1 protein-coding gene is annotated in these 625 nt (G+C 41.0%); it reads left to right on the top strand.

The genetic code is table 11. The annotated features are described in order from the left end of the window. The coding region (locus tag RT405_RS04825; RefSeq protein ID WP_313468039.1) for a toprim domain-containing protein at positions 1–625 on the top strand (625 nt) is incomplete at both ends.

Here is a 625-nt window from a genome sequence, read left to right on the forward strand (position 1 = left end):
AATCCTCAAACAGCTAGAAAAATCGTCGAAAAAGGGTTATTAGCTTCTAGAGCACGTTTAGCTGCTAAACGTGCCCGTGAAGTTACCCGTAAAAAGAGTGGATTAGAAATCAGCAACTTGCCGGGTAAATTAGCCGACTGTTCAAGTAAAGACCCCTCGATCAGCGAATTGTTTATCGTTGAAGGAGATTCTGCTGGGGGATCTGCTAAACAAGGACGTTCTCGTTTATTCCAAGCCATTTTACCGATCCGTGGTAAAATTTTAAATGTTGAAAAAGCGACTTTGGACCGTATTTTAGCCAATGATGAGATCCGTTCCCTCTTTACAGCGATGGGAACTGGTTTTGGCGGAGACTTTGATCTTTCCAAAGCACGTTACCATAAACTAGTGATCATGACTGATGCTGATGTGGATGGAGCACATATTCGTACGCTTTTATTGACTCTATTTTATCGTTACATGCGTCCAGTTGTCGAAGCAGGATACGTGTATATCGCGCAACCGCCTTTGTATCAAGTAAGACAAGGAAAAAAAGTGGTTTATTTAGATTCTGATGTTGAATTAGATGAGTTATTAGAAGAATTACCTGCTTCCCCTAAACCAGTTATCCAACGATATAAAGGGT

Origin of the sequence: Carnobacterium sp. (assembly GCF_032094055.1) — a bacterium.
Classification (GTDB): Bacteria; Bacillota; Bacilli; order Lactobacillales; family Carnobacteriaceae; genus Carnobacterium_A.